Genomic DNA, 18,614 nt, shown 5'->3' on the forward strand with positions numbered 1-18,614 from the left:
GGTCCCGGGGTTCCTCACCACCTGTACCAGCGGCCCCTGGAGCCGGCTGCCGTCGTGCCGCGCAGCAGGAAGCCGAGCAGCCAAAGGACCAGTACGGCCAGCGCGATCCACCATAGGATTTTCACGGCGAATCCGGCGCCGAAGAGAATCAGGACCAGCAGCAATACGAGCAGGATGGGAACCATCTCAGAACCTCCTGCCGTACGAGTTTCCCGAATTACGTCGTTCAGACTTCCTTGCGGCAGAGAATTTCCCCGTGCAGAACGGCGAACCAGGCGTCTTCCTGCCGTCCCCACTCCCGCCAGGCCTCCGACACCGCGCGCAGCCCCTCCTCGGTGGTGTGCCCGCCGCCGACGGCGACCCGCGCGTACGTGGACGCCAGGGTGCGGTCCGCCCACAGGCCGCTCCACCAGGCCCGCTCCTCGGGCGTGGCGAACGTCCAGGTGGCGGAGGTGGCGGTGATGTCGGTCAGGCCGGCTGCCAGCGCCCAGGACCGCAGCCGGCGCCCGGCGTCCGGCTCGCCGCCGTTGGCCCGGGCGACCCGCTGGTAGAGGGCGGCCCACTCGTCCATGCCGGGGGAGGCGGGGTACCAGGTCATGCCCGCGTAGTCGGAGTCGCGTACCGCGATGTAGCCGCCCGGCTTGGTGACCCGCTTCATCTCGCGCAGCGCCCGCACCGGGTCGCCGACGTGCTGGAGCACCTGGTGGGCGTGGACCACGCAGAACGTGTCGTCCGGGTAGTCCAGCGCGTGCACGTCGGCCACCGCGAAGTCGACGTTCGTCAGGCCGCGCCCGGCGGCGGTGGCCCGGGCCTGGTCGAGCACGCCGGGGGCGGTGTCGACGCCGGTGACATGGCCGTCGGGGACCAGTTCGGCGAGGTCGGCGGTGATGGTGCCGGGGCCGCAGCCGATGTCCAGGACCCGCATGTGGGGCTTCAGGGAGCCGAGCAGATAGGCGGCGGAGTTGGCGGCGGTCCGCCAGGTGTGCGAGCGCAGCACCGACTCGTGGTGTCCGTGCGTGTAGACGGCGGTCTCCCGCGCTTCCGGCATGGCTGTGCCCCCTTCTCGACGGTGAGGCTCCCGCGGCGCCGAAGCCCCGCGGAAGACGCCGCCACCGTACTCCGCATGCCGAATGATGAGACAGTTCGTTTCAGAATACGGACAGGGAGGCTGCCGGGTGTCAGGTCGCGGGGCGGTACACGGCCAGCGCCTCCGGCTCCTTCTCCAGCATCACCTCGCCCTCCACCTCGGTGACTTCACCGTCGTAGGCGAGCAGCGTGCCCGGTGCCACCCCGGCCAGCCGCAGCCTGGGCACCGCCACGGCGGCGTGCACGGGGGAGCGGGTCAGCGGCCCCGCGAAGGCCGCCGAGATCAGGCGCAGCGCGGGACGGCGGCCGCCGTGCACCACCCGCACGTCGAGCAGCCCGTCCGCCAGGTCCCGGCGGCGGCCCGGGGCGAGACCCATCCGGTGGTAGGTGCCGTTCCCGGCGAACAGCAGCCACAGCGGGCGCGGTCGGCCGCCCACCTCCGCCTCCAGCGGATGCCGGTCGGCGCGCAGCACCCGCAGCGCCGCGAGCACCCCCGCCGGCCAGCCGCCGATCCGGTGCGACCAGCGGTCCCGCTCGCGCACCAGCTCCGGGTACACGCCCAGGCTGCAGGTGTTCAGGAAGATGCCGCGCCGCGCCCCGCAGGAGAACCGGCCGACGTCCACCCGCGCCCCCTCGCCCTCGCGGACCGCCCGGCTGAAGGACCGTACGTCCTCCACGCCCAGGTCGAGGGCGAAGTGGTTGAGCGTGCCGCCGGGCAGCACCGCGAGCGGCAGCCCGTGGCGCAGGGCGATCTCGGCGGCGGCGTTCACCGTGCCGTCGCCGCCGCACACCCCCAGCACCCGGGCCCGCGCGGCCGCCTTGCACAGCTGCGCGGGCACGTCCTCCGGCGCGCACTCCACGACCTCCGCGTGCGGCAGCGCCTCCCGCAGCCCGCGCACCCGGTCGGCGGTGGCCGCCGCGGTGTTGGCGACGACGACCAGTCCCTCGCCGTCGGGCAGCGCCGGCAGCTCGGCGCGCGGCCGGGCGGGCGGCGCGTGCTGGTCGCGGGTCGGCACCAGACCCCGTACGGCGAACGCGGCGCCCACCCCGAGGGCGGCGCCGGCGACGACGTCGCTCGGGAAGTGGACGCCGGTGTAGACGCGGGACATGGCCACCGAGAACGCCACCGGCGCCACCGCCGCGCCCCACGCGGGCGACTCCATCGCCACCCCGGCCGCGAACGCGGCCGCCGACGCGGAGTGCCCGGACGGGAACGAGGTGGTGATCGGCTGCCGCTTCAGCTGCCGCACCAGCGGCACCGGGTCGAGCACCGGCCGGGCGCGGCGCACCGAACGCTTGCCGAGGGTGTTGATGGTGGCCGAGGCCAGGGTCAGGGAGGCCAGACCGCGCGCGGCGGCACGGCGGCCCCGGGGTGTGCGGCTCGCCGCCATCAGCGCGGCCGTCGCGAACCACAGCACACCGTGGTTGGCGCTGCGGCTCAGCCTCGGCAGCACCGGTTCGGCGGCCGGCCAGTGCCGCGCCGCGGCGAACTCGAACAGCCGGGAGTCCAGGGAGAGCAGGTGGTCCCGCAGGCCGGGCCGGCCGGGGTGCGGGGCGGTCAGATCGACATCAGGGCTCATACCGGGCCGGGTACCCTGAAGAGCCCGGTTCCTGACCGGCCGGCCCCCGGGAGGCCCCATGCGTCTGCTGCTCGTCCGCCACGGCCAGACCCCCTCCAACCTGGAGTTCCTGCTGGACACCACCGTGCCGGGGCCGGGGCTGACCGAACTGGGGGAGCGGCAGGCCGCCGCCCTGCCGGACGCGCTCGCCGGCGAGGACATCGAGGCCGTCTACGCCTCCACCATGCTCCGCACTCAGCTCACCGCCGCGCCGCTGGCCGCCGCCCGCGGCCTCGACGTGCTCGTGCGCGACGGCATCCGGGAGGTGTCGGCGGGCGACCTGGAGATGCTGCCCGGCGACTCCGAGCGGGGCCTTCGGTACATGCGGACCGTGTTCGCCTGGGCCGACGGGGACACGGAGCTGCGGATGCCGGGCGGCGAGAGCGGCACCGAGGCCCTCGCCCGGTACGACGCCGTGGTCGAGGAGGCCGCCCGCGGCGGCGCCGCGACCGCCGCCCTGTTCAGCCACGGCGCGGCGATCCGCATGTGGACCGCCGCCCGCGCCCACAACGTCGACGTGCCGTTCGCCGCCGCCCACCTCCTCGACAACACCGGCGTGGTGGTCCTGGAGGGTTCGCCCGCCGACGGCTGGAAGGCGCTGTCCTGGGCGGGCGCGACCGTCGCCGCCGTCCCCGCCGGGGCCGAGGGCGGCCCCACCGGGCGGCCCCTCGACGCGGCCGGCCGGCCCGGCAGGCCCCGGCACCACGGCGGATAAGAGTTTGCCGTCCGCCGGGACGCCCACGGAGAATGCGGCCCCATGGGACATCTGGAAGCCGCACACCTCGAGTACCACCTCCCTGACGGGAGGACGCTGCTCGGCGATGTCTCCTTCCGGGTGGGCGAAGGCGCCGTCGTCGCCCTCGTCGGACCCAACGGAGCCGGCAAGACCACCCTGCTGCGGCTGATCTCCGGTGAGCTCACCCCGCACGGCGGCACCGTCACCGTTGGCGGCGGCCTCGGCGTGATGCGCCAGTTCGTGGGCTCCGTACGGGACGAGACGACCGTACGCGACCTGCTGGTGTCCGTCGCGCCGCCCCGCATCCGCGAGGCCGCCGAGGCCGTCGACAAGGCCGAGCACGCCCTCATGACCGTCGACGACGAGGCCGCCCAGCTCGGCTACGCGCAGGCCCTCGCCGACTGGGCCGAGGCACGCGGCTACGAGGCCGAGACGCTGTGGGACATGTGCACCACGGCCGCGCTCGGCATCCCGTACGAGAAGGCGCAGTGGCGCCAGGTGCGCACCCTGTCCGGCGGCGAGCAGAAACGCCTCGTGCTGGAGGCGCTGCTGCGCGGCACCGACGAGGTGCTGCTGCTCGACGAGCCGGACAACTACCTCGACGTGCCCGGCAAGCGCTGGCTCGAGGAACGGCTGAAGGAGACCCGCAAGACGGTCCTGTTCGTCTCCCACGACCGGGAACTCCTCGCCCGCGCCGCCGAGAAGATCGTCTCCGTGGAGCCAGGACCCGCGGGCGCGGACGCCTGGGTGCACGGCGGCGGCTTCGCCACCTACCACGAGGCCCGCCGGGAACGCTTCGCCCGATTCGAGGAACTGCGCCGCCGCTGGGACGAGAAGCACGCCCAGCTGAAGAAGCTGGTGCTGAACCTGCGGCAGGCCGCCTCCGTCAGCCACGAGATGGCGTCCCGCTACGCCGCCGCCCAGACCCGGCTGCGCAAGTTCGAGGAGGCCGGCCCGCCGCCGGAGCCGCCGCGCGAGCAGGACATCAGGATGCGGCTCAAGGGCGGCCGCACCGGCGTCCGCGCGGTCACCTGCCAGGGCCTGGAGCTGACCGGCCTGATGAAACCGTTCGACCTGGAGGTCTTCTACGGCGAACGGGTCGCCGTGCTCGGCTCCAACGGCTCCGGCAAGTCCCACTTCCTGCGGCTGTTGGCCGGCGAGGACGTGGCCCACACGGGGCAGTGGAAGCTCGGCGCGCGGGTCGTGCCCGGACACTTCGCGCAGACCCACGCCCACCCCGAGCTGACCGGCCGGACCCTGCTCGACATCCTGTGGCGGGAGCACTCCCAGGACCGGGGCGCCGCCATGTCCCGGCTGCGCCGCTACGAACTCACCGCCCAGGCCGAACAGAGCTTCGACCGGCTCTCCGGCGGCCAGCAGGCCCGCTTCCAGATCCTCCTGCTGGAACTGGCCGGCGCCACCGCCCTGCTCCTCGACGAGCCCACCGACAACCTCGACCTGGAGTCCGCCGAGGCGCTCCAGGAGGGCCTTGAGGCCTTCGAGGGCACGGTCCTCGCCGTCACCCACGACCGCTGGTTCGCCCGCTCCTTCGACCGCTTCCTGGTCTTCGGCAGCGACGGCCGCGTCCGCGAGACACCCGAGCCGGTCTGGGACGAACGCCGGGTGGAGCGGGCCCGGTAACGGCCCGGAGCACGGCCTGCGACAGCCGGGGCGGCGAGCGCCACCCCGGCCGTCGCCCGCGCTCAGCTCCAGCGCAGCAGTGCGCCGAGGCCGCCCACCGGGACGTCCTCGCGGTGGGCGCCGGCCGCCGGGGCGACCGAGATCGCCGGGGCCGCCGTCGCCACCGCCGAGCGGATCAGCGCGTCGTCCGCGCGGGCCGGCCAGGAGTGCTGCTCGCCGAGGATCCTCAGATCCGTGCGGCGCACCGCCAGCTGGTCCGGGTCCTCGCCGATCCACACCTCACGGTGGTTGTCGGGGCCGTCCGGGCGCACCAGCAGCTCGTCGATCCGGTGCTCGCGCGCCGCCTCGACCAGCGCGGGCACACCCTCCGCAGCCACCACACGCCCCTCGGCGTCCGGCGCGCGGCCCGCCAGGAACCGCTCCAGCTCGGCGTCCGCGCGGGCCCGCTCGTGCTCGGCGCGGGCCTGCTCCACGTCGGCGTCCAGCAGCCTGCTGCCCGCGCCGTGCGGGGCCTCCACGACCTGGTCGCGCAGCCGCTGCGGCATCCGGTCGCGCACCGCGTGCCGCTCCCGGTCCTCACCGACCAGGATCAGCAGGTCGGCCCGCGTCTCCTCCTGGCAGACGGCGAGCGCGTCGGCGATCTCCGCCGCGTTGTGCTCCCAGGTGTTCTCCACCCGCAGCTGGAAGTGCCGCTCCGACCAGTCGACCGAGCTGGTGCGGTGCACCGGCCACTGGCGCCCGGCGACCGACCCGGCGTCCTCCCGGACGACCGCGCTGCGCAGCTCGAAATCGGCGCCCTTGCGGTCGATGTACGCCACCACGCACAACGTGTCCTCGCCCTCCAGGTCGAGCAGCGGCGCGGTGCGCGGCAGCGGCGCCCACACGGCCCAGCTGCCGCCCTGCGGGGGCCGGGTCAGCGACGGGTCCAGCACGATGTCACCCGCCCGGGCGAACAGGGCCCGCCCGTGCGGCTCGGAAGAGTGCCGCAGTTCCTCGATCGCGTTCCGCACCGCGTCGCAGGTCGCCTCGTCCGCGCCCTGGCCCGCCAGCTCCCGGGCCATCGCCGCGGCCGTCAGGTGCCGCTGGTGGTGCATGTCCTCCGCGTGCTGTGAGAGGTCCACGTACACGGAGGCCCAGGGGCCCGGATGTTCGTAGAGTGGATTCAGGAACGCGAGGTCCATGGCTCCCTCCCGGATGCCGTTGGGGGTATTGCTCCCCGGGCGGGTACCCGTACCGCAGACACGAACACGACGAGCGGGGCACCACGATGACCGGAGTCGACCCTGGACGGCTGGACGACCAGCAGCTGATGAAAGAGCTGGAGACGATCCACCGCACACGCCACGACACGCTGCTCTACGGCTCGAACGACGCGCTGCGCGCGCACAACGAGCGGATGGCCCAGCTCGAGGGCGAGTACCTGCGCCGCAATCCGCGCCGCTTCGTCGCCGCGTCCCGCACCCGGGACGGCGCCCGCGACCGCGCGACGGCCGGTGACGGGCCGACGGGCGACCGCAGGGACGGGCGGACGCCGGTCGGCAAGTGGGGTCCGGGCGACAAGGGAGCGGGCCGGGAGCGGACCCCGTAGGACCCACCGGCCCTCGGCAGCCGCCCACCGGCGGGCATGAACGGCGGGCATACGAACGCCGCCGGGAGACCCGATGGGTTTCCCGGCGGCGTCGGACGCCCTCACACCACAGGCGCCCTCACACGGGCTGCGTCACACGGCGGCTTCACCCGGCCTCCTTCGCGAACACCTCCAGGAAGGTCGCGCAGAACGCCTCCAGGTCGTCCGGCTTGCGGCTGGTGACCAGCTTGTTGTCGCCGCGCTCGCAGACGACGACCTGTTCGTCGACCCAGGTGCCGCCCGCGTTGCGGATGTCGGTCCGCAGGCTCGGCCAGGAGGTCAGCTCCCGGTCGCGTACGACGTCCGCCTCGACGAGCGTCCACGGCGCGTGGCAGATCGCGGCCACCGGCCGGCCCCCGGTGAAGAAGTCCCGCACGAAGGCCACGGCCTTGTCGTCCATCCGCAGGAAGTCCGGGTTGGCCACCCCGCCCGGCAGCACGAGCGCGTCGAAGGAGCCGGCCGCGGTCTCGCCGACGACCTCGTCGACGGGGAACATGTCCGCCTTGTCGAGGTGGTCGAAGGCCTGGATCTCGCCGGACTTCGTCGACACGAGCACCGGCTGGTGGCCGGCGTTCTCGGCCGCCTTCCAGGGCTCGGTGAGCTCGACCTGCTCGACACCCTCGGGTGCGGTCAGAAAAGCGATACGCATAATGGTTCGACGTCCCTTCGGGTCAGCGTTCCGGTGCGGCGCGCCCGTCGGCCCCGCGGCCCGGGCGGCGCCCCTTGCGGCGCCGGACCGCCGCCCGCCCGCAGCGCAGCAGCTCCTCGCCGTACGGCAGGAGCACGCACACGCCGATCGCGGCGGCGATCCCGGCGAGATAGCCGCGCGGCAGCGGCGGCCGGCGCGGCACGAACCGCCAGGCGTCAGGGTCGCCGCGTCCTCCGCGCAGCAACGATCTGACCTGGTCGGGGTGGAGACACATCAGCGAGGCGATCGCCCCGAACGGCAGCGACTCCAGAAAGCTGTGGATGTGCTGCTCGACGGGCCTGACCTCGCGGTCGCTGCGATGGGCGGTGCGCACGTCCCACAGCGCGGTCGCCTCGTGCGCCGCGGCCCCCGCGAGCTGCACCGACAGCAGCAGCGGGTTGACGTGGTGGCGCAGGGACAGCGCGATGGGGATGCCGACCTCGGCCATCATCAGCGAGTGGATCAGGGACTCCTTGAGCCCCGTGGTCTCCTCGATGCGGGTGCGCCGGTGCATCACCCAGTCGGCGACGCCGGGCACGAACCAGCTGGGGAGCAGCCCGTACATCACATACCGCGTGGTGGCCTCGCCGACGTCGACGGATACACCGGTGGCGGCGGTCCGGGCGACGGTCGCACCGCTCATACGGGTCCTCGGACGTCGGGCCCGGCCCGGTGGCCGGCGTCGTCCGGCGCGGCCCGGCTGATGTCGGCGAGCGCGCTGTCCGGGTCCTGCGCCACCGCGAGGTCCCCGAGGCTCACCATCCCGACCGGCAGGCCCCGCTCGACCACCGGCAGCCGGCGCACCGCCTTCTCCCGCATCAGCGCCACCGCGGTCGACACCGGGTCGTCGGGGGCGACCACGGCCGGGTGCGGGGTGCACACCTGTCCGGCGCTCACGGTGAGCGGGTCGACGCCGTCGGCGACCGCCCGCACCGTTATGTCCCGGTCGGTGAGCACGCCCACCACGTCCTGCCCGTCGGCCACCACGACATCGCCGATGTCCTGGCTGCGCATCAGCTGCGCGGCCTCCACGAGCGAGGCGTCGGGGCGGACCGCCACCACGCCCGGCGTCATCACCTCCCTCACGTAGTCGGCCATCACGGCGCTCCCTCCCCGCGGGTGAGCGCCTCGGCCAGTTCCTGCACGTTGCCGTAGCGGGATCCGCGCGGCAGCCGCGTCAGCGGCTCGATCAGCGCGTCGGGCGCGTTGTGCCGGCGCAGCTCGCCGATCAGCTCGCCCGGCCCGGCCGGGAAGGGCTTGCGGCCCAGGATCCGGGCCAGTTCCAGACGGGTCTCCTCCAGGGAGCCCAGCCCCGGCCCGCCCGCCACACGCAGGTCGTCCTCGGCCGACGGCTCCGGATCGTGCCACTCCTCGGTGCGGGTGGAGTGTCCCGACCGCAGCATGCCCTGCAGTTGGTGCTTCATCTCGTCGTCCCGGTGGACGCTCAGCCGGTCACTGCCTCGCTGCATGTCTCCCTCCAGACTGCTGGGGTGGACACCGCGTACCCGACGAGCGGAGGGCGACACGGGGTTTGCGGACCGGATCGGCGGAGACCCGGTCCCGGCCCCCCACGCCCCTCACTCGCGGAAGGACAGGCCATGGCGGTATTCGCTGTGCTGCTCCCGTTCCTGCTGCTCGGCGTGGTGCTGGCCCTGGGCCGCTACGAAGAGCTGCTGCTGCCGGCGGAGCCGGAACCGGACGCCGCCGAGCCGGCGGTATCGCACTGACGGCCGCGCCCGGCGCGTTCGGACCCGGCGTGCCTAGAACGGGTAGTGGGCGTGCCGGGTGGCGAGGGTGACCCAGCGGGTGTTGGAGAACGCCTCGACGCCCCACCGGCCGCCGAACCGCCCGTAGCCCGACGCCTTGGCGCCGCCGAACGGGGCCTGCGGTTCGTCGCCGACGGACTGGTCGTTGACGTGCACGATGCCGGTGTGCACCCGGCGGGCGACGCGCAGCCCGTGGGTGCCGTTCTCGGTGATGATGCCGCAGGTCAGACCGTTCTCCGTGTCGTTGGCCAGGGCGACGGCCTGATCGTCGTCGGCGAACGTGGCCAGGGTGCACACCGGGCCGAACGCCTCCGCGCGGTACACGTCCATCTCCTCGGTGACCCCGGTGAGCACCGTCGCCGGGTACACCGCGCCCTCGGGTTCCCCGCCGCCGGTCAGCACTGTGGCCCCCTTGCCCACCGCGTCCGCGACCAGCGCGGCGACCCGGCGGGCCGCGTCCTCGGTGACCAGCGGGCCGATGACCGTACGAGGGTCCGCGGGGTCGCCGGACGGCAGGGCCGCCACCTTCGCGGTGAACCTGCGGGTGAACTCGTCGGCCAGGCTCTCGTGCACCAGGATCCGGTCGGCGGACATGCAGATCTGCCCGGCGTTCATGAAGACGCCGAAGGCGGCGGCGTCGACGGCGTGGTCGAGGTCGGCGTCGTCCAGGACGATGACGGAGTTCTTGCCGCCCAGTTCCAGCACGGCCGGCTTGAGACGGGTGGCCGCGTGGGCGCCGATGACCCGGCCGACCCGGGTGGAGCCGGTGAAGTTGACCGCCCGCACCCGCGGGTCGGCGATCAGCGCCTCGGCGACGGCGGCGGCGTCCTCGCGCGCGTTGGTGACCACGTTCAGCACCCCGTCGGGCAGCCCGGCCTCGCGCAGCACGTCGGCGACGAGCAGCCCGCAGGCGATCGGCGCGTCCTCGCTGGGCTTGAGCACGACGGTGTTCCCGGCGGCGAGCGGCGCGGCCACCGCGCGGACACCGAGGATGACGGGCGCGTTCCAGGGGGCGAAGGCGGCGACCACGCCGAGGGGTTCGCGGACCGCGAGACCGAGCGTGCCCTCCTCCTGGGCGGTGAGCACCTCCCCGCGCGGCGCGGTGACGGCGGCGGCCGCCTCGCGCAGTATCTGCGCGGCGAGCATGACGTTGAAGCGGGCCCACGGAAGGGTCGCGCCCACCTCCTGCTCCATCAGCCCGGCGACGTCCTCGGCGCGGGCGTCGAGGACGTCGCCGGCCTTCAGGAAGACCGCGCGGCGGGCGAACGGGCTCAGCGCGGCCCACGACTCGAAGGCGGCGTCCGCGGCGGCCACGGCCCGCTCGACGTCCTCCGGCCCGGCGGCGGCCACGGTCGCGTACACGGCGCCGGTGAAGGGGCTGATGTCCGCGGTGGTCCGGCCGGAGGCGGCGGGGGTCTCCTTGCCGCCGATCAGGAGGTCACGGGTGACGGTCATGCGGGGCGGCCCTCCGGAGTCGTGCGCGGTACGTTCACTGATCGCATGTTCGCCTGGTGAACCACAGTTCACCAGAATGCTCCGGGTGAGTCTGCAAGCGCGGACAACGCCTGTCAATGGCGTGCGCAAAGCATTGACGTGCGGCGCGTGGCCGGTGAAACTCACCCAGCCCGGAAAGTGAAGCAACTTTCACCAGGCGAACTTCACCGTGAACCGCGAACAGACTCTCCCGTTCCCCGCACCTCCCAGGGACCGCCATGACCTCATTCCGCTCCGTCTTCCCAGTCCTGGCCCTGTGCTGGCTGGCCGTCTTCTTCGACGGCATGGACGTCAACATCTACGGCGCGGTGCTGCCGTACATGCTCGACGACCCCGGCCTCGGCCTGACCGCCGCCGACGCGGGCACGATCGGCAGCTGGACCACGTTCGGCATGCTGATCGGCGCGCTGCTGGCCGGCAACGTCACCGACTGGCTGGGCCGCCGGCCGCTGCTCGTCTCCAGCGTCACCCTGTTCTCCCTGGGCTCCGCCCTGTGCGCCCTCGCGGGCAGCGCCGGCCTGTTCGGCGCCGGGCGGTTCGTCGCGGGGCTCGGCCTCGGTGGGCTGATGCCGCTGTGCCTGGCGATGGTGCTGGAGTTCGCGCCGCCCCGCCGGGCCGCGCTCGCCACCGGCCTGCTGATGACCTCCTACCACGCGGGCGGCATGGCCGCGACCGGCCTCGGCATGACCCTGGCGCCCGCCGCCGGATGGCGCTGGGTGTTCTGGGCGGGTGTGCTGCCCGCGGTCGTCGCCGTCCCGCTGCTGCTGCGGCTGCTGCCCGAGTCGCCGGGCGTGCTGCTGGCCCGCGGCCGCCGCGACGAGGCGTACGCCGTCGCCGACCGCTACGGCGTGCCCCGGCCCGCCCCCGTCGAGGCACCCGGCGCCGGTGCGAAGGGACGGCTCTCCGCGATCCGGGAGCTGTTCCGGCCCGAGGCGCGCTACGCGACCCCGCTGCTCTGGGTGGCGTCCTTCTGCGGCCTGCTGCTGGTGTACGGCGTCTCCACCTGGCTGCCCCAGATGATGCGGTCCTCCGGCTACGGCCTGGACTCCTCGGTCAGCTTCCTGCTGGTGATCAACGCGGGCGGCATCGTGGGCATGCTGATCGCCGGCCGCACCGCCGACCGGTTCGGCGCCGTCCGGGTCTCCGCGATCTGGTTCGCGCTCACCGCCGCGGGCGCCCTGCTGCTCAAGGCCCACCTGCCGCTCGGCGTCACCTACGCGGTGGTGGCCGTCACCGGTGTCTGGCTGTTCAGCGCGCAGGTCATGGTCTACGCCGCCACCGGCACCGTCTACCGCGACAAGGAGCGGGCCGCCGGGCTCGGCTGGGTGACCGGCGTCGGCCGGACCGGCGCGATCGTCGGCCCCTGGCTGATCGGCGTGCTCGCCCAGAACGGCAACGAGAGCTGGGGCTTCACCGCGTTCGCCCTGACCGGCGCGGCCGGCGCCTGCGCCATCGCCCTGGTGCCGCTCGCCCGGCGGCTCGGCGGCGCCCGCCCGCAGGCCCCCGCGGCCGCCCCGGCGGAGGCCTGAGGCGCCGCCTCAGACCGCCGGCACGTCGGTGAACCGCCCCGCGAGGTGCAGATCGGCCTCGATGCGGGCGGCCTCGGCCCGCAGCTCGGGCAGCACCTCGGCGACGCACTCCCGAGGGGTGCGGTGGCTGGCGTGCATGGCCACGTTGACCGCCGCCACGACCGTCCCCGCGCGGTCGTGGACCGGCACCGCGATCGACCGCAGCCCCACCTCCAGCTCCTCGTCGACCAGCGCGTAGCCGTCCTGCCGCACCCGGTGCAGCAGGACGGCGAGCTCGCCCGGGTCGGTGACGGTGTGCGGGGTGAGCGGGGCGAGGCCGGTGCGGGCGAGGCGGGCCGCGCGCTCGGCGGGCGGCAGCCCGGCCAGCAGCACCCGCCCCATGGACGTGGCGTAGGCCGGGAAGCGGGTGCCGACGGTGATGTCGGCGGTCATGATCCGCCGGGCCGCCGCGCGGGCCGTGTACCGCACGTCGTCGCCGTCGAGGACCGCCAGCGACGACGAGTCGTGCAGCCGCTCGGTGAGGGCGGCCAGGTGGGGGGCGGCGATCCGCGACAGCGTCGTCCGGGACAGCGGCGGGAAGCCCAGCGCCAGCACGCGCGGGGTGAGCCGGAAGACGCGCCCGTCCTGGACGACGTAGCCGAGGTGCTCGAAGGTGATCAGGGCCCGCCGGGCGGTGGCCCGGGCCAGCCCGGTCGCCTCGGCGACGGCGGTCAGGGTGAGCGCCCCGCGGCCCTCGCCGAACGCGGTGAGCACGGTCAGCCCGCGCGCCAGCGACTCGTTGAACGTCCGGCCCAGCTCCTGCTTGGAGGCGCCGGTCCAGGCGGCCAGCCCCGACGGGCCGGTCGCCTGCCCGCCGCCCGCGGGCGCCCGGCGCAGTTCGCGCTCCATCGCCTCGACGGTGGCCCGCAGCCGGGGCAGCAGGCGCTCGCGCAGCGACCCCGCGCTGTGCCGGCTGGTGTGGCTCACCACGCTCGCCGCGCAGACCACGCCGCCGTCCGGCCCGTGCACGGGTACCGCCAGCGCGATCAGCCCCGGCTCGATCAGCTGGTCGTCCAGCGCCCAGCCCCGCTCGGCGGCCAGCCGCACCGCCGCCGTGAACTCCACGTCGGACGGGCGCTCGGACAGCCGGCGCGGCGGCAGGGCCGGAAAGCCCTCCTCCGCGGGGTCGGCGGCGCGGCGCTCCCGCCAGCGCGCCCACGCCTCCTCGTCCCACCGGGCGGCGAACAGCGCTCCCGGCGCGGTGCGTTCGGCGGGCAGCAGATCACCGATGCGGAAGCTCACCGACATGGTGCGGCGCCGGGTCGTCTGGTGGATGAACCGGATGCCGGCGCCGTCGGGCACCGCGAGGGACACCGACTCGTCCAGCTCGTCGGCGAGCACGCGGGCGGCCGGGCCCAGCAGCGCGGGCAGCCGCAGCGCGGCGAGATAGGCGTTGCCCAGCTCCGTCAGGCGCGGCGCGAGCAGCACGGTCCGCCCGTCCAGGCGGACGTACCCCATGCGGGCCAGCGTGCCGACGACCCGGTCGAGGGTGGAGCGGGCCAGGCCGGTCGCCCGTTCCAGGTCGGCGAGGCTGAGTGCCCCGTCGGCGTCGGTGAGCCGGCGCAGCACCGTCAGACCGCGCATCAGCGGCGCGACGGCCTCGGCCGGGGCCGCCTCGGAGGGCTCCGCCGTCGGGGCGTGGGTCGGGGACATGGGCGCTCCGTGCTCGTGTCGGGATCGGGTGAACGCTAACGCGTGGCCGGGCCCGCGCGCGTACGGCAGCAGGGGCGTCGAGGGTGTTGACACCCGGCGCGCGGCGGAAGAAACTTCGGCTCGACAAGAGTGAAGAATACTTCACTATGCGAACGCGCGAAACATCCGTACACAGCACGTACACGTACACAGCACGTACACAGTGAAAGGGGCTGCGCCATGGCGTACCCGAGCCGTACCCGTGTGGGCATCGTCGGTGCCGGACCCGCGGGGCTGCTGCTCGCCCGGCAGCTGCACCGGCAGGGCATCGACTGCGTCGTCCTGGAGAGCCGGGACCGCGCCTACGTCGAGCAGCGCCAGCGCGCCGGGATCCTCGAGCAGGGCACCGTGGACGCGCTGCGCGAGGCCGCCGCCGCCGACCGGCTGGAGCGCGAGGGCCTGCCCCACGACGGTATCGAGCTGCGCTTCGCCGGCCGCGCCCACCGCGTCGACTTCCCCTCACTGACCGGCGGCCGCCGGGTGTGGGTCTACGCCCAGACCGAAGTGGTCAAGGACCTCATCGCCCTCCAGCTCAAGGAGGGCCCGCCGCTGCTGTTCGAGGCCCGGGTCCACGCCGTCGAGGGCGCGGACACCGACAGCCCCGTCATCCGCTACACCCGCGCCGGCCGCGAGCACACCCTGACCTGCGACTGGGTCGTCGGCTGCGACGGGTACCACGGAGTGACCCGGCGAGCGGCGCCCGAGGGCACCCTCACCACGTACGAACGCACCTATCCGTTCTCCTGGTTCGGCATCCTCGCCGACGCGCCGCCCGCCTACGACGAGCTGATCTACGCCCACTCCGACCGCGGCTTCGCCCTCGCCAGCATGCGCTCCCCGCAGGTCAGCCGGCTCTACCTCCAGGTCCCCAACGGCACCGACCCGGACGACTGGTCCGACGAGCGGATCTGGGACGAGCTGGACTCGCGGCTCGCCGCCCGGGGCGCCCGCCCGCTGAACCGCGGGCCCATCACCGCGCGGTCGGTGCTGCCGATGCGCAGCTCGGTCACCGAGCCCATGCGCTACGGGAAGGTCCTGCTGGCCGGGGACGCCGCGCACATCGTGCCGCCTACCGGCGCCAAGGGCCTCAACCTCGCGGCGGCCGACGTGACCGTCCTGGCCCGCGCCTTCGGCCACCTGCGGACGACCGGCTCCACCGCGCTCCTCGACGCCTACTCCGACACCTGCCTGCGCCGGGTCTGGCGGGCGGAGCACTTCTCGTACTTCATGACCACCACCCTGCACACCGACCCGGCGCAGTCCGCCTTCGACACCCGCCTCCAGCTCTCCCAGCTGGACCGGATCACCACGTCCCCGCACGCGGCGGCGGAACTCGCCGCGAACTACGCGGGACTCCCGACGGCCTGAGCCCGTCGGGGAGAGGCGACGGGGCATCCGAGGCGACCGGCGATCACTTCCTGCCGCCGGGCAGGAACTCCTGCATCTTCGCCTTGAAGCCCTGCTTGACCACCGACCCGCGGTCCGCGTCGCCCTTCAGGATCGACGCGGCCGTGGCCTCCATCTGCTCCCAGGTGGCGTGCGGCGGGATCGGCGGGACGGCGGGGTCGGTCAGGAACTCCACCACCGCGGGCCCGTCCGCCTCCAGCGCGGCCCGCCAGCCGGCCTCCACGTCCTCCGGCTTCTCCACCCGTATCCCGGTCAGCCCGAGCGAGCGGGCGAACGCGGCGTACTGCACGTCCGGCAACTCCTGCGACGGCAGGAAGGACGGCGCGCCGCCCATCGCCCGCAGCTCCCACGTCACCTGGTTCAGGTCCCGGTTGTTCCACACGCCGATCACCAGGCGCGGATCCTCCCACCGGTCCCGGTACTTCGCCGCCGTGATCAGCTCCGCCATGCCGTTCATCTGCATCGCCCCGTCCCCGACCAGGGCGATCGCGGGACGGTCCGGGTGCGCGAACTTCGCGCCGATCACATACGGCACCCCGCAGCCCATCGTGGCGAGCGTCCCGGACAGCGAGCCGCGCATCCCGGCCCGCATCGTCAGATGGCGCGCGTACCAGTTCGCCGTCGAGCCCGAGTCGGAGGTGACGATCGCGTCGTCCGGCAGCAACGGGTCCAGGGCCCGCGCCACGTACTCCGGATTGACCGGGTCGGCGCTCAGCCCCGCACGCCGCTCCATCACCTCGTGCCAGTGCCGGACGTTGTCGCACACCGTCTCGTACCACTCACGGCCCCGCCCGCCCTCGATCAGCGGGATCAGCCGCTCCAGCGTCGCCTTCGCGTCACCGACCAGGTTCACCTCGTACGGATAGCGCATCCCGATCATGTGCGGGTCGATGTCGATCTGCACACCCCGCGCCTTGCCGAACTCGGGCAGGAACTGCGAGTACGGGAACGAGGAGCCGATGGTCAGCAGCGTGTCGCAGTCCCGCATCAGCTCGTACGACGCGCGCGTGCCCAGCAGCCCGATCGAGCCGGTGACGTACGGCAGCTCGTCGCTGAGGACGTCCTTGCCGAGCAGCGCCTTGGCCACGCCCGCGCCGAGCAGCTCGGCGAGCGTCTCCACCTCGGCCCGTGCGCCGGCCGCGCCCTGGCCGACCAGGATCGCCACCTTGTCACCGGCGTTCAGGACCTCCGCCGCCCGCCGCACCGCGTCGTCGGACGGCACCGCCGTCCAAGACGTCCGGTCCAGGCTGGAGGGGACCATCTTGAACTCGTGCGTCGGCGGCGAGTAGTCCAGCTCCTGCACGTCGCCTGGGATGATGACGGCCGTGGGGCAGCGGCGCGCGTAGGCGGTGCGGATCGCCCGGTCCAGCACGTTCGGCAGCTGCTCGGGCACCGTCACCGTCTCCACGAACTCCGAGGCGACGTCCTTGAACAGCGAGTGCAGGTCGACCTCCTGCTGGTACGAGCCGCCCATCGCGGTGCGGTGCGTCTGACCGACGATCGCGAGCACCGGGACATGGTCGAGCTTGGCGTCGTACAGCCCGTTGAGCAGATGGATCGCACCGGGTCCCGAGGTGGCGGCGCACACCCCGAGACGGCCGCTGAACTTGGCGTAGCCGACGGCCTGGAACGCGGACATCTCCTCGTGCCGGGACTGGATGAACCGCGGCCGGTCCTCCGCCCGTCCCCACGCGGCGAGCAGGCCGTTGATGCCGTCGCCCGGATAGCCGAAGACGTGCTCCACACCCCACTCGCGCAGCCGCTCGAGGACGTGGTCGGCGACCTTGGTGCTCATGGAAGGACCTCCCGTGGGGTTGAGGGGCGTGGTCGGCGTGCAGAGTGCCGAGTCACCGCCGCGACGGCGGGAAAACCTGGCCCCGCGCGGGGGCGGGGTCCCGCCGCCGTCACCCCGATGGCCGTCACGTTCCCGCTAATGGGGGTCGGCCGCGCGCGGCGCGTCGGGGCAGCGGATGTGATGGCTGCGTGTCCGCCGTCGCCGTCCGGGCTGGGAGTCCGTCATGCGCCCCGCTGTACGAGTCCTGATAGTCACCGCGCTGGCCGCGGCCGTGGTGGGCGGGAACGCCCCCGCCGTGCTCGCCGAGCCGGCCGCCGAGGTCAGCCCCGGCCGGGCGGCGCCCGACGGCGACGTCACCGTCTCCGTCACCTGCGACGACCTCGGCGGGACGCCGCCCGACACCCTGGAGGCGACCTCGCGGGCCTTCGAGGACGGGCTCGTGGAGCTGCGGCTGGCCGACGGGCAGGAGGGCACGGCGACCGGGCCGGTCTACCGGGGCACCGCGCGGATCGCGCTTCCGGAGGGCGCCGAGGCGGAGGAGGCGGATTCCGAAGACGCGGGCGAGGACGAGGACGGGGGCGAGGACGAGGGGGTGGCGGCTGAGGCGGAGGCCGAGGCGGACGGCCAGGGGGAGTCGGGCCAGGACTCCGCGTGGACCGTGGACGGGACCTGCCCGGCCGCGTCCGGAGCGCAGGGCAAGGCGTTCAGCGCGAGCTTCACCGTGGCGCCCGACAGCGTGAGCGTGTCTCCCGACAGCGTCACGGTGGCCCCGGACAGCGTCACGGTGGCCCCCGACAGCGTCACCGTGGCCCCCGACAGCGTCACCGTGGCCCCTGACAGCGCCGACGCCCTCGCCGCGGCACCGAGCGACGGGGGCCCCGCCACGGCCCCGCTCGACGAGGGTGCCGCCACGGCCCCGCTTGATGAGGGTTCGGCCAAGATTCCGCTCGACGAGGGTGCCGCCACGGCCCCGCTCGATGAGGGTTCGGCCAAGATCCCGCTCGACGAGGATGCCGCCAAGATCCCTCTCGACGAGGGTGCCGCCAAGACCCCGCTCGACGAGGGCGCCCTGATCGGCGGCGGACGCGCCGAGGCGCCCCTCGACTCGTCGTCCTGCACCGATCCCAAGGACGGCGGCTGCAAGGAGGCAGGGCAGAGCACCGGCGGCCGCGCCGAGGAACCCCGCAAGCCGGAGCCCTGCCCCGACCTGAAGGACCCCAACTGCGGCACGGCGGTCATCCAGCGCGGGGTGCGGGCCGGCGAGGGCGGCGCCTTCGACACGTCCGTGCCCGCCCTGGTCGCGGGCGGGGTGCTCATCGCGGGCGCCTTCGGGGGAGCCGTGTACCGGCTGCGCGGCAAGGCGCCCCGCGGGGAAGGCTGACCCGCCGGCGTACTGGGTACGCAGAAGCGCGGGTACCCGAACCACCCGGCCGGTACGGCACGGGACGACACGACACCGACACGACCCGACTCGGACAAGACACCACCTGCGGAC

The 18,614-nt window shown here is 74.2% G+C and carries 17 protein-coding genes and 1 pseudogene; 7 read left to right on the forward strand and 11 right to left on the reverse strand.

Translation table 11 applies throughout. From position 1 onward, the window contains the following. Positions 1-14: 14 nt before the first annotated feature. The 3 genes from AMK31_RS23490 to AMK31_RS23500 form a co-directional block, all read right to left on the reverse strand. Positions 15-185, reverse strand: a complete 171-nt coding sequence (locus tag AMK31_RS23490) for a hydrophobic protein (RefSeq protein ID WP_073942593.1) — start codon at positions 183-185, stop codon at positions 15-17. A 41-nt stretch (positions 186-226) separates the two neighbouring features. Next, positions 227-1,048: a class I SAM-dependent methyltransferase gene (locus AMK31_RS23495; protein ID WP_073942594.1), complete on the reverse strand. Its 822-nt coding sequence runs from the start codon at positions 1,046-1,048 to the stop codon at positions 227-229. Positions 1,049-1,178: 130 nt separating this feature from the next. Beyond that, on the reverse strand, positions 1,179-2,666 hold the full coding sequence (locus AMK31_RS23500; RefSeq protein WP_073942595.1) for a bifunctional phosphatase PAP2/diacylglycerol kinase family protein: 1,488 nt from the start codon (positions 2,664-2,666) through the stop codon (positions 1,179-1,181). 58 nt (positions 2,667-2,724) lie between these two features. Here AMK31_RS23500 and AMK31_RS23505 point away from each other — a divergent pair, with 58 nt between their 5' ends. Further along, a complete protein-coding gene (locus AMK31_RS23505) occupies positions 2,725-3,420 on the forward strand; it encodes a histidine phosphatase family protein (protein WP_073942596.1) in 696 nt (231 codons plus the stop codon). 42 nt (positions 3,421-3,462) lie between these two features. Beyond that, positions 3,463-5,082 carry an ABC-F family ATP-binding cassette domain-containing protein gene (locus tag AMK31_RS23510; protein WP_073942597.1) on the forward strand — a complete coding sequence of 540 codons (1,620 nt, stop codon included), beginning with the start codon at positions 3,463-3,465 and terminating at the stop codon, positions 5,080-5,082. Positions 5,083-5,144: 62 nt separating this feature from the next. On the opposite strand, the gene AMK31_RS23515 is transcribed toward AMK31_RS23510, so the two are convergent. Continuing rightward, the gene (locus AMK31_RS23515; RefSeq protein WP_073942598.1) at positions 5,145-6,263 is read right to left on the reverse strand and encodes a baeRF2 domain-containing protein; all 1,119 of its coding nucleotides are present in this window, start codon (positions 6,261-6,263) and stop codon (positions 5,145-5,147) included. 86 nt (positions 6,264-6,349) lie between these two features. Here AMK31_RS23515 and AMK31_RS23520 point away from each other — a divergent pair. Further along, positions 6,350-6,568: pseudogene (locus tag AMK31_RS23520) on the forward strand (DUF6158 family protein); the annotation flags it as partial. A 247-nt stretch (positions 6,569-6,815) separates the two neighbouring features. Here the strand turns inward: AMK31_RS23520 and AMK31_RS23525 are convergent. The 4 genes from AMK31_RS23525 to AMK31_RS23540 are packed head-to-tail and all read right to left on the reverse strand — an operon-like array spanning position 6,816 to position 8,866. After that, positions 6,816-7,358 (reverse strand): type 1 glutamine amidotransferase domain-containing protein, encoded by a 543-nt coding sequence (locus tag AMK31_RS23525; RefSeq protein WP_073942599.1) that lies wholly within the window; start codon positions 7,356-7,358, stop codon positions 6,816-6,818. 22 nt (positions 7,359-7,380) lie between these two features. Further along, a complete protein-coding gene (locus tag AMK31_RS23530; protein ID WP_073942600.1) occupies positions 7,381-8,040 on the reverse strand; it encodes a diguanylate cyclase in 660 nt (219 codons plus the stop codon). Next, positions 8,037-8,495, reverse strand: coding sequence for a CBS domain-containing protein (locus tag AMK31_RS23535; RefSeq protein ID WP_073942601.1), 459 nt, complete (start codon positions 8,493-8,495; stop codon positions 8,037-8,039). The genes AMK31_RS23530 and AMK31_RS23535 overlap by 4 nt, the downstream gene beginning before the upstream one ends. Continuing rightward, positions 8,495-8,866, reverse strand: coding sequence for a DUF2795 domain-containing protein (locus AMK31_RS23540; protein WP_073942602.1), 372 nt, complete (start codon positions 8,864-8,866; stop codon positions 8,495-8,497). Before AMK31_RS23540 ends, AMK31_RS23535 begins: the two co-directional genes overlap by 1 nt. Before the next feature lie 129 nt (positions 8,867-8,995). Here AMK31_RS23540 and AMK31_RS42165 point away from each other — a divergent pair, with 129 nt between their 5' ends. After that, the gene (locus AMK31_RS42165; RefSeq protein WP_274535973.1) at positions 8,996-9,124 is read left to right on the forward strand and encodes a hypothetical protein; all 129 of its coding nucleotides are present in this window, start codon (positions 8,996-8,998) and stop codon (positions 9,122-9,124) included. Positions 9,125-9,157: 33 nt separating this feature from the next. Here AMK31_RS42165 and AMK31_RS23545 read toward each other — a convergent pair whose 3' ends face one another. Further along, on the reverse strand, positions 9,158-10,618 hold the full coding sequence (locus AMK31_RS23545; RefSeq protein ID WP_073942603.1) for an aldehyde dehydrogenase family protein: 1,461 nt from the start codon (positions 10,616-10,618) through the stop codon (positions 9,158-9,160). Between the two features lie 257 nt (positions 10,619-10,875). Between AMK31_RS23545 and AMK31_RS23550 the strand changes: the two genes are divergently transcribed. Beyond that, positions 10,876-12,186 (forward strand): MFS transporter, encoded by a 1,311-nt coding sequence (locus AMK31_RS23550; RefSeq protein ID WP_073942604.1) that lies wholly within the window; start codon positions 10,876-10,878, stop codon positions 12,184-12,186. A 9-nt stretch (positions 12,187-12,195) separates the two neighbouring features. On the opposite strand, the gene AMK31_RS23555 is transcribed toward AMK31_RS23550, so the two are convergent. After that, the gene (locus tag AMK31_RS23555; protein WP_073942605.1) at positions 12,196-13,878 is read right to left on the reverse strand and encodes an IclR family transcriptional regulator domain-containing protein; all 1,683 of its coding nucleotides are present in this window, start codon (positions 13,876-13,878) and stop codon (positions 12,196-12,198) included. 219 nt (positions 13,879-14,097) lie between these two features. On the opposite strand from AMK31_RS23555, the gene AMK31_RS23560 reads away from it, so the two are divergent. Next, on the forward strand, positions 14,098-15,285 hold the full coding sequence (locus tag AMK31_RS23560; RefSeq protein ID WP_073942606.1) for a 4-hydroxybenzoate 3-monooxygenase: 1,188 nt from the start codon (positions 14,098-14,100) through the stop codon (positions 15,283-15,285). A gap of 43 nt (positions 15,286-15,328) precedes the next feature. Here the strand turns inward: AMK31_RS23560 and AMK31_RS23565 are convergent, their stop codons facing one another. Further along, positions 15,329-17,119 carry a thiamine pyrophosphate-requiring protein gene (locus AMK31_RS23565; protein WP_073942607.1) on the reverse strand — a complete coding sequence of 597 codons (1,791 nt, stop codon included), beginning with the start codon at positions 17,117-17,119 and terminating at the stop codon, positions 15,329-15,331. 223 nt (positions 17,120-17,342) lie between these two features. On the opposite strand from AMK31_RS23565, the gene AMK31_RS23570 reads away from it, so the two are divergent. Beyond that, the gene (locus tag AMK31_RS23570) at positions 17,343-18,500 is read left to right on the forward strand and encodes a hypothetical protein (protein ID WP_073942608.1); all 1,158 of its coding nucleotides are present in this window, start codon (positions 17,343-17,345) and stop codon (positions 18,498-18,500) included. Positions 18,501-18,614 lie beyond the last annotated feature (114 nt).

Origin of the sequence: Streptomyces sp. TSRI0107 (assembly GCF_001905845.1) — a bacterium.
In the GTDB taxonomy this organism is placed as follows: Bacteria; Actinomycetota; Actinomycetes; order Streptomycetales; family Streptomycetaceae; genus Streptomyces.